10 protein-coding genes and 1 pseudogene are annotated in these 8,764 nt (G+C 71.1%); 5 read left to right on the plus strand and 6 right to left on the minus strand.

Annotation, left to right across the window (positions count from 1 at the left end):
• The coding region (locus AC2VNT_RS07700; RefSeq protein WP_486946290.1) for a DUF2771 family protein at window positions 1-195 on the minus strand (195 nt) is incomplete at its 3' end.
• Window positions 196-203: 8 nt separating this feature from the next.
• Window positions 204-1,817 (minus strand): MFS transporter, encoded by a 1,614-nt coding sequence (locus tag AC2VNT_RS07705; RefSeq protein WP_486946291.1) that lies wholly within the window; start codon window positions 1,815-1,817, stop codon window positions 204-206.
• Between the two features lie 215 nt (window positions 1,818-2,032).
• On the opposite strand from AC2VNT_RS07705, the gene AC2VNT_RS07710 reads away from it, so the two are divergent.
• Entirely contained in the window at window positions 2,033-2,926 is an 894-nt protein-coding gene (locus AC2VNT_RS07710; protein WP_486946292.1) for a DUF3027 domain-containing protein, read from the plus strand.
• On the opposite strand, the gene AC2VNT_RS07715 is transcribed toward AC2VNT_RS07710, so the two are convergent.
• Window positions 2,923-3,375, minus strand: a complete 453-nt coding sequence (locus AC2VNT_RS07715) for an SRPBCC family protein (RefSeq protein WP_486946293.1) — start codon at window positions 3,373-3,375, stop codon at window positions 2,923-2,925. The genes AC2VNT_RS07710 and AC2VNT_RS07715 overlap by 4 nt on opposite strands.
• 19 nt (window positions 3,376-3,394) lie before the next feature.
• Window positions 3,395-3,688: a DUF2530 domain-containing protein gene (locus AC2VNT_RS07720; protein WP_486946294.1), complete on the minus strand. Its 294-nt coding sequence runs from the start codon at window positions 3,686-3,688 to the stop codon at window positions 3,395-3,397.
• A 173-nt stretch (window positions 3,689-3,861) separates the two neighbouring features.
• Here AC2VNT_RS07720 and AC2VNT_RS07725 point away from each other — a divergent pair.
• The 4 genes and pseudogenes from AC2VNT_RS07725 to AC2VNT_RS07740 all read left to right on the plus strand — a co-directional run.
• Window positions 3,862-4,776 (plus strand): annotated as a pseudogene (locus AC2VNT_RS07725) (serine/threonine-protein kinase); the annotation flags it as partial.
• A gap of 216 nt (window positions 4,777-4,992) precedes the next feature.
• The gene (locus AC2VNT_RS07730) at window positions 4,993-6,129 is read left to right on the plus strand and encodes a DUF7373 family lipoprotein (RefSeq protein ID WP_486946299.1); all 1,137 of its coding nucleotides are present in this window, start codon (window positions 4,993-4,995) and stop codon (window positions 6,127-6,129) included.
• Entirely contained in the window at window positions 6,126-6,959 is an 834-nt protein-coding gene (locus AC2VNT_RS07735; RefSeq protein ID WP_486946295.1) for a TrmH family RNA methyltransferase, read from the plus strand. Before AC2VNT_RS07730 ends, AC2VNT_RS07735 begins: the two co-directional genes overlap by 4 nt.
• Entirely contained in the window at window positions 6,956-7,228 is a 273-nt protein-coding gene (locus AC2VNT_RS07740) for a DUF2537 domain-containing protein (RefSeq protein ID WP_486946296.1), read from the plus strand. The genes AC2VNT_RS07735 and AC2VNT_RS07740 overlap by 4 nt, the downstream gene beginning before the upstream one ends.
• Before the next feature lie 9 nt (window positions 7,229-7,237).
• On the opposite strand, the gene sepH is transcribed toward AC2VNT_RS07740, so the two are convergent.
• Both sepH and serC read right to left on the minus strand, forming a co-directional pair.
• The gene (gene sepH / locus AC2VNT_RS07745; RefSeq protein ID WP_486946297.1) at window positions 7,238-8,026 is read right to left on the minus strand and encodes a septation protein SepH; all 789 of its coding nucleotides are present in this window, start codon (window positions 8,024-8,026) and stop codon (window positions 7,238-7,240) included.
• A gap of 96 nt (window positions 8,027-8,122) precedes the next feature.
• On the minus strand, window positions 8,123-8,764 hold a 642-nt coding region (gene serC, locus AC2VNT_RS07750), incomplete at its 5' end, for a phosphoserine transaminase (protein ID WP_486946298.1).

Genomic DNA, 8,764 nt, shown 5'->3' on the forward strand with positions numbered 1-8,764 from the left:
GCCCTGGGTCTCGGGCGTCCGGCAGTGTTCGAGGTGCACGTCGCAGAAGTTGAACGGGCCGACCCGGGCCAGCTGCCCGTTGGAGTAGACGCTGATCTGCGGCAGCTCCGGGCCGGCGCCGCGGGTCAACCGCCAGGCGCCCAACCCCGCACCGGCCGACGCCAGCACCGTCACCGCCGCCGTCAACGCGACCACACCACGCCTCATCGACCGATCACCTCCGTCGCACTCGTGGCGAACCGCGCGTCGCCCTCCTGTTCGGCCAGCACCGGCCGGTTGCCGCCGAAGCCCGGGATCAGCGAATCCCCGTTGAACGACAGTATGGTCTGCGCCAGGCCCGGGATCAGCAGCGCGGCGACCGCGGTGAAGCCCACCCACAGGTTGGTGTAGACCAGCACCCCCAGTGCCCCGCCGAGCACCCAGGCCAGCTGCAGGGTCGACTCGGTCCGGCCGAACGCCGACGCGCGCGACTTCTCCGGCAGGTCGTCCTGCAGCGAGGCGTCCAGCGACGCTTTGGCGATCGCGCTGGACGCCGACGTGACCAGGGTGGCGATGACGACCGCCGTCAGGGTGCCGGCGATCGCGGCGGCCAGTGCGGCGGCGGTCACCGCGATGGTGCAGCGCAGCACCAGCACCGCGGGCCGGCCCAGCTTCAGCCGTGCGCTGGTGAGATTGCCGGCGAAGTTGCCCAAGCCGGCCGCGGCGCCGATCGAGCCGAGGATGCCCAGCTGAACCCAGCCGCTGTCGCCGTGGTCTTTGGCGACGAATGCCGGGTACAGGAACAGGAAGCCGACCATCACCTTGATCGTGCAGTTGCCCCAGAGTGCGGTGATGATGTTGCGGCCCAGCGGCTGCCGCAGCGCACCAGTGGCACGTTTGATGTGCCCGGGCCACTCGCCGGCCGGTGGCAGCCGGCGCCGGGCCGGCCTGCTCTCGACGCGGTAGCTCAGCGTGGTCGGGATCTCGCCGGTGGTGCTCTCCACCCAGCGCGGAATCCGCATCGACAGAACGGCGCCGGCCAGCGAGGCCACGACGACCACGAACAACGCTCCGGGCAGCTGCATGTGGCTCAGCACGAACTCCACGCCGGCCGCGATGCCGCCGCCGACGATGGTGCCGCCGAGCAGGCCGAACGTCGTCAGCCGGGAGTTGACCCGGACCAGGTCGATGGCCGGCGGCATCACCCGCGGCGTCACCGCGCTGCGCAGCACCGTGAACGACTTGGACAGCACCATCATCGCCAGCGCGCACGGGTACAGCACCCAGGACGGGAAGCTGCCGCTGGCGCCGTCGAAGTTCATGATCAGCACCGCCGCCAGCGCGGTTCGCAACGCGAAGGACAGCGCCAGCGCGACCCGGCGGCCGTGCTGCACCCGGTCCAGCGCGGGACCGATCAGCGGAGCGACCAGCGCGAACGGTGCGATGGTGATCAGCAGGTACAGCGCCACCCGGCCCTTGCTCTCCCCGGTCGCAGCGGCGAAGAACAGGGTGTTCGCCAGCGCCACAGCCATCGCCGAGTCGACCGCGAAGTTCGCCACCACCGGCCAGGTGAGCGCGGTCAGGCCGGACTTGTCGGCGCCGTCGGCGGTGGCGGCCCGCTGCACCAGGTCATACATTCGGGAACCCATCTCCCGGCTGCGCTGGGCCGCGGCCCGGGTGACGGTGATCCGCTCGTTTCCCGGGTTTGGCGGGCGCTCCGGCCGGCGTGGTGGCTGCTCGTGCAGCGGGGGAAGGTAGCGGTTCGCGCTCGCCCGCGGCGGCCGGGGTTGCCGGTGATCCGGCCGGTCGCCGGGTGCTCCGGTGGGGTAGTTGGCCATGCCGGGGTGCTCGCCGCCGGGGCGTCCCGCGGGTCGGCGGCCGGCGGCGGCTGAGCCGCGCCGGGGCCCGTTGCCGGGTTGATCACGCCGCCGTGCAGACACGCCCCCGATTCTCTCTCATGGCGGCTCCGGGGTGCGCAGGCGACGGTGTGTGTGGCCGAGCGGTGGCGGCTACGGCAGTATTGGACGGTACTGACGCACAACAGGAGGACGGCGTGACCATACCCGGCGCAGAGTCGGCCACCGCGGCCGTCACCGACCCGGCTCACCCGCCGGTGATTCCGGCTGTGCTCGCCGACGCGGTGGACCAGGCACGTGCGGCCGTCGCCGAGGGCAGTGGGGCAGAAACCGTAGGTGACTACCTGGGCGTCGACTACGAGGATCCGACCGCCGCCACGCACCGATTTCAGGCGCAGCTGCCGGGCTATCAAGGCTGGCAGTGGGCGGTTGTGGTGGCGGCGCACCCGGCGGCGGAGCTGCCGACGGTCAGTGAGGTGGTCCTGGTTCCCGGGCCGACGGCGCTGCTGGCTCCGGACTGGGTGCCGTGGGAGCAGCGGATCAAGCCCGGCGACCTGGGTCCGGGTGACCTGCTGGCACCGCCGGTCGACGATCCGCGGCTGGTGCCGGGCTACACCGCCAGTGGCGACCCGCAGCTCGACGACGTCGCTGCCGAGATCGGCCTGGGCCGGCGCTGGGTGCTGAGCCGGGAGGGTCGATCCGAGGCCGCCGGGCGCTGGTACGACGGAGAGTACGGACCGGACTCGGCGATGGCGCGCTCCACCAAACGGGTCTGCCGCGACTGCGGGTTCTTCCTGCCGCTCGCCGGCTCACTGGGTGCGGTCTTCGGCGTCTGCGGCAATCAGTTCTCCGCCGACGGCCATGTCGTCTACTCCGAGTACGGCTGCGGCGCCCACTCCGACACCCCGCGGCCGGCGGGCGGGGGTGCGTTGCCGTACCAGCCCTACGACGATGGCGTGCTGGAGGTGATGGCCAGCCCCGAAGCCGGCACCGAACCCGGCCCGGAAGCCGGTGCCGAGCCTCCGGTGCTCGAAGTGGCTACCGGGCCCGAGTCCTCGACCGAGCCCGAACCCGAGCCCGACCGGGATTAGCGGGTCTCGGCTGCCGCCTTGATCCTCGTCAGCGAGGCGTTCATCCCGTCGAGCAGCTCGCGTTCGAATTTCTCCGTCCCGCCGTGGAACAGTCGGGTGCTCAGGTTGGAGACCGCCCTGACGTTCTCGGCGTGCCGGCTCTCCACCACCCGGGTGCCGGTGCCGGTCGGTGCCAACTCGTAGCGCCAGACGGTGCCGTTGACCGGCACCCGGAACATCAGCCGCTGCTCCGGGACCACCTCGGTGAGCGTGCAGTTCGTCGGCCAGAACATGTATCCGCTGCGGTTGATGTTGATCGTCCGGGTGCCGGCGCGCAGCGGGCCGAGCGGCTTCATCCACCGGCATTGCGGACTCCACTCCGGCATCCGGCGAAGATCGGAGATCAACGCCCAGACCCGCGACACTGGCGCGGCGATCTCGATCTGGGCCTGCAACAGCGGGGTGTCCATCGATCTCCTCGGGCTCTGGTCAGCTGCGGTTCCGGTCCCGACCGGTGTCATCGGGTGCTTCGATCCCGGTCTGGGCACCGCGGGCGCCCCGACGCGCGGCGGCACGCTGCCACAAAAAGATACCGGTACCGAGCAGCCCGACGCCCAGGCCGGCCACCGTCACCGGCCGCCACCCGTCCAGCGCCGGCACCAGAAACGCCGCCACCGCGGCAACCGCCCAGCCCGCCGCGCCGACCGCGATCACCGGCCACGCATCCAGCAGCGCGGCCGGCAGCGGTGGAGGCTCGGGCGACGGGGCGATCTCGTCGGGCATCGGGCTTAACGCTAGCCGGTGCCCGCCCGCCCGCTGCGTCGGCTGTTAAATTCCGAGCAGCGTGCCGCACCGACTCGTCGGGTGACACGAACTTCGATCATCGGGGTCAGGAGCTGAATGAGCCAGCACGTCGGGAACGGCAGCGTTTCGGCCGGTGATCGTCGGGCGGCGCCATGCCGCTGAGCGCGGGCACCGTCGTCTCGGGCTACCGCATCGAGCGGGTGCTGGGCTCCGGCGGGATGGGGACGGTGTATCTGGCCGCTCATCCGGTGCTGCCGCGCCACGACGCGCTGAAGGTGCTCTCCGGGGAGTTCTCCCGCGATGATGCGTTCCGGGCCCGGTTCATCCGGGAAGCCGACCTGGCCGCGACCCTGGACCACCCGAACATCGTGACCGTCTACAACCGCGGCGACACCGACGACGGCCAGCTGTGGATCGCGATGCAGTACGTGCCCGGACCCAACGCCGACAGCGAGGTGACCCAGCGCCGGATGACCGCCACGCGGGCGGTGCACGTCGTGACCGAGGTCGCCAAGGCGCTGGACTACGCCCACCAGCGCAACGTTATTCACCGGGACGTCAAACCGGCCAACTTCCTGCTCACCGGCGATCACGACGAGCGGGTGTTTCTGGCCGACTTCGGGATCGCTCGCGCCGTCGACGACAGCCTCGGCCTGACGTCGACCGGTTCGATGGTCGCGACCATCGCCTACGGCGCGCCGGAGATGCTGGGCGGCCAGCCCCTCGACCAGCGGGTGGACATCTACTCGCTGGGCTGTTCGCTGTATCGGCTGCTCACCGGCGAGACCCCGTACGCCGCGTTGGGCACGGCCGTCGCCGTGATGGCCGCGCACCTGTCCCAACCGCCGCCGCGGGTCACCGACGTCGCACCGGGACTGCCCGCTGCCATCGACTCGGTGATCGCCCGGGCGATGGCCAAAGACCCGGCACAGCGGTATCAGACCGCGACCGAGTTCGCCACGGCGACGGCCGCCGCGCTGCGCGGGATCGACACGGTACTCGAGCGGGTACGTCCGGCCGCCGCACCGGCTGCTCCGCCGGCGACGTCGCCCATCGCGGCTGTCACCTATCCCAGCGGACACTTCAGCGAGCCGTACCGGCAGCAGCCGCACCAGGCGGCGGCGGTGCCGCCAGGCGGGCTGCCGACCGGGCGACGATGGTGGCGCCGGCCCCGCTGGATCGCGCTCGCCACCAGCGCGGCCGTGCTGGCCGCCGGCGCCGGAACCGCCGGTGTGCTGCGACACCATTCCGGTACGCAGACCGAGATCGCGGCGCCGAAGCTGATGGACACCGGCGATTATGCGGTGCAGCCCACTGACACCTCCGCGGTGAAGGCGGGTGACAGCGGTCCGCTGTTCGAGGCGATCCGGCTCGGTAACTCGGTGCTCGGTCCGTGGGAGATCGACGACGCGTTGCAGGTTTTCAGCCTGACGCTGCCGGGGGTCGCCTTCAAGGCCGACTATGCGGCGTCGCTGCTGAAAGACGGGTTGCCGGGAACCACCGCCGATCTGCTCACGTCGCACGGATTCGTCGCCGCGTTCGACACCAGTCGATCCAACGTCAACGCGACCAGCGGTCTGGGCGCGGTGATGGCGGCGATAACGGTGCTGGAGTTCCCGGATCCGGAGTCGGCGACCGCTGCCGCGAAAGACCTGGCGGCCAAGGTCGACATGTCCGATGCCGCCCGAGCGTTGACCCTGGACCGTCTGCCGGAGGTGACCGCGGCTGCCTACGGAAGCACCGAGAGCGGTGAGACGATCCACTCGGTCAGTGTCAGCGCACACGGTGCTTTCGTGATCTACCTGGCGGTGAACGCCAAGAGCGCGCCCGGGTCCGACCCCGATTACAACGTCACGGAGCTGCAGCGGCACGCGCTGGTGCTGCAGCAGAGCCGGCTCGACGGGTTCACCCCGACCCCGGTGGCGGAGCTGCCGAACCTGCTCAAGGATCCGTCCGGCGGATTGCTCGGGCGAACGCTGAATGCACCGAACGAAACCACCCTGCCGAACTCGGCCGGGACGTGGCGGCCGGACGGGTGGCTGCAGTTCGAAGCGCAGCCGGTCGAGATGGCCAAGGTGCTCAAGGACGCCGGCGTCGACTGGGTGACGCAGCGGCTCGCCACCGTCTATCAGGCCAAACGCGCCGATCTGACCGCTTCGCTGGCCGACGCGTTGGTAGCGCAGATGTCGTCGGCGGTTCAGCCCACCGCAGAAGGCGTGCCGGGGCTGGCCGAGGCGAAATGCTTCGAACGGACCAAAGACTGGGCCAAAGCCGGTGACCCGATGACACTGCAGCAGGTCAACTGGCATTTCAAATGCATCTCGTCGGTGGACCGCTACGCGTTCAGCACGTTCTCCGACACCGAGATCGATGCCAAACGGCAGCTCACCGCGCAGTATCGGATCCTGACCGCCACGTGAGCGCCGTCGACGTCCACAATGTCGTCGATGTCGAGGATCCCGCCGATCCGCGGCTGGACGACTTCCGGGATCTGAACCATGTCGACCGCCGCCCGGACTTGCCCGCCGGCAAGGGGCTGGTGATCGCCGAGGGCGTGCTGGTGGTGCAGCGGATGCTGGCGTCCCGGTTCACCCCGCTGGCGCTGCTGGGCACCGAGCGCCGACTCACCGAGTTGGCGGCCGACCTGACCGTCTGCGATGCGCCGTACTACCGGGTGTCGGCGGAGGTGATGACCGCGGTGGTCGGATTCCATCTCAACCGCGGGGTGCTGGCCGCCGCCCGCCGGGTGCCGGAGCCGAGCGTGTCGCAGCTGACCGGCGACGCCCGGACCGTCGCGGTGCTCGAAGGGGTCAACGACCACGAGAACGTGGGTTCGATCTTCCGCAACGCCGCCGGGCTCGGTGTGGACGCCGTGCTGTTCGGCAGCGGCTGCGCCGACCCGTTGTACCGCCGCGCGGTTCGGGTCTCGATGGGGCACGCACTGCTGGTCCCGTACGCGCGCACCGCAAGCTGGCCGGGTGATCTCGCCCTGCTGCGCGACGCCGGATTCCGGCTGCTGGCCATGACGCCCGACCCGCAGGCGTGCCCGCTGGGTGAAGCGATGAGCACGGTCCGCGATCAGCGGGTGGCGGTGCTGGTCGGCGCCGAGGGCCCGGGGCTGTCCCGGGCGGTGCTGCGCGCCTGTGACCTGCGGGTACGGATTCCGATGTCGCGCGGCACCGATTCGCTGAACGTGGCCACCGCCGCCGCGCTGGCCTTCTACGAACGCGGCGTTAGGGTCGACGGATGAGTGAGGAGCCGACGCCGTGGGGGACCGGTTTGACGGTGGCGGGCTTCGTCGCGGCCGTGTGCGGGGCCGCGATCGTGGTGTTGAGCATCGGGCTGACCCGGGTGCACCCGCTGCTGGCCGCCGGGCTCAATCTCGTCGCGGTCGGTGGCCTGGCGCCCACCGTCTGGGAATGGCGGCGCACCCCGGTGCTGCGCTGGTTCGTGCTCGGCGCAACGGTGGGTGTGGCCGCCGGGTGGCTGACGCTGATCGCGCTGTTCGCGTCCGGCTGAGCCGACGGGTCAGGGCTGCGCGCCGGAGCGCACCCCGAGCAGTACGTCCTCCCAGGCCGGAATCTCCGGCTTGTGCCGGCGGCGGCCGCGAGCCGGCTTGGCCGCCGGCAGCCGGTCGGTCTCCGGCTCGGCGGCCGACTTGGTGACCGGCTTGGCCTCCTCGAAGTCGAGCTGCGCCACCGGCGCCACCGGCCGCAGTGGCCGCTCGAAGTCCGGGTCGACCAGCTCGCGGGCGGCGTCGTCGACGGCGGTCACCGTCCCACCGTGCGCCCCCGGGGTGAACAGGAAGTGTGCGGTGTTCTCCGAGCGCCCGGCCTTCCAGGTCAGTTGCACGGTCCAGTGGCCGTCCTCGTTGCGCCAGGCGTCCCAGTCGCTGCGGTCCGGGTTCAGCCCGCGCGCCACCAGGCCGCTGCTGACCACCTCCAGCAGGGTCAGCACCGCCGGTCCATCGGCGAGCATCGGGTGGGCGGCCGCGGCCAGCTCGGCGGCGCGGGCGCGTTCCAGCAGCACCGGGTGGGCGAACCGTTCGATCCGGGCGATGTCGACCCCGGTGGCCGCCGCGACCTGTTCGACCGAGGCGCCAGCCCGGATCCGCGACTGGATCTCCCGGGGGCGCACCATGTGGGCGACGCCGATGTCGAGGTGGCCCTGGCCGAGGTGTTCACCCCGCGCCGCGGCGCGCAGCCGGTCGTCGATCCGGAGGCTGAACTTCTCGACGGAACCGTCGGTGTCGGACACGGCCTCGCAGATGATGTCCGCGCCGTCGACGTCGATGCCAACCACTGTGAGTTCCCGCATGACTTCTCCTTGCGACGCGGGCCTGTCAGTTGCTGCGCACTTTAGTGCAGCGTGCGGGCAGCGCCGCGGTGACACGCGGGGGTGATCACGTTTGGGTTAGAGCCGTTCGACCACCCAGTCGATGCACTCGGTCAGCGCACTGACGTCGTCGGGCTCCACCGCCGGGAACATCGCCACCCGCAGCTGGTTGCGGCCGAGCTTGCGGTAGGGCTCGGTGTCGACGATCCCGTTCGCCCGCAGCACCTTGGCGACGGCGGCTGCGTCTATCTCGTCTGCGAAGTCGATGGTGCCCACCACCGCCGAACGCAGCGCCGGGTCGGTGACGAACGGCGTGGTGTAGGAGCGCCGCTCGGCCCAGCCGTACAGCCGCTGCGACGAGTCGGCGGTGCGTTTGACCGCCCAGCCCAGCCCGCCGTTGGCCAGCAGCCAGTCCAGCTGTTCGGCCAGCAGCACCAGGGTGCCGATCGCCGGGGTGTTGTAGGTCTGGTTCTTGAGGCTGTTGTCCACCGCGATCGGCAGCGACAAGAAGTCCGGCACCCAGCGCCCGGAGGCGGCGATCGCCTCGACGCGGGCCAGGGCGGCCGGGCTCATGATCGCCAGCCACAGCCCGCCGTCGGCGGCGAAGTTCTTCTGCGGGGCGCAGTAGTAGGCATCGGTGTCGGCGATGTCGACGGGTAGCCCGCCGGCGCCGGAGGTGGCATCGATGACGACCAGCGCGTTGCCGGCATCACGCGGCCG

This window comes from Mycobacterium sp. TH-M15, assembly GCF_057473705.1.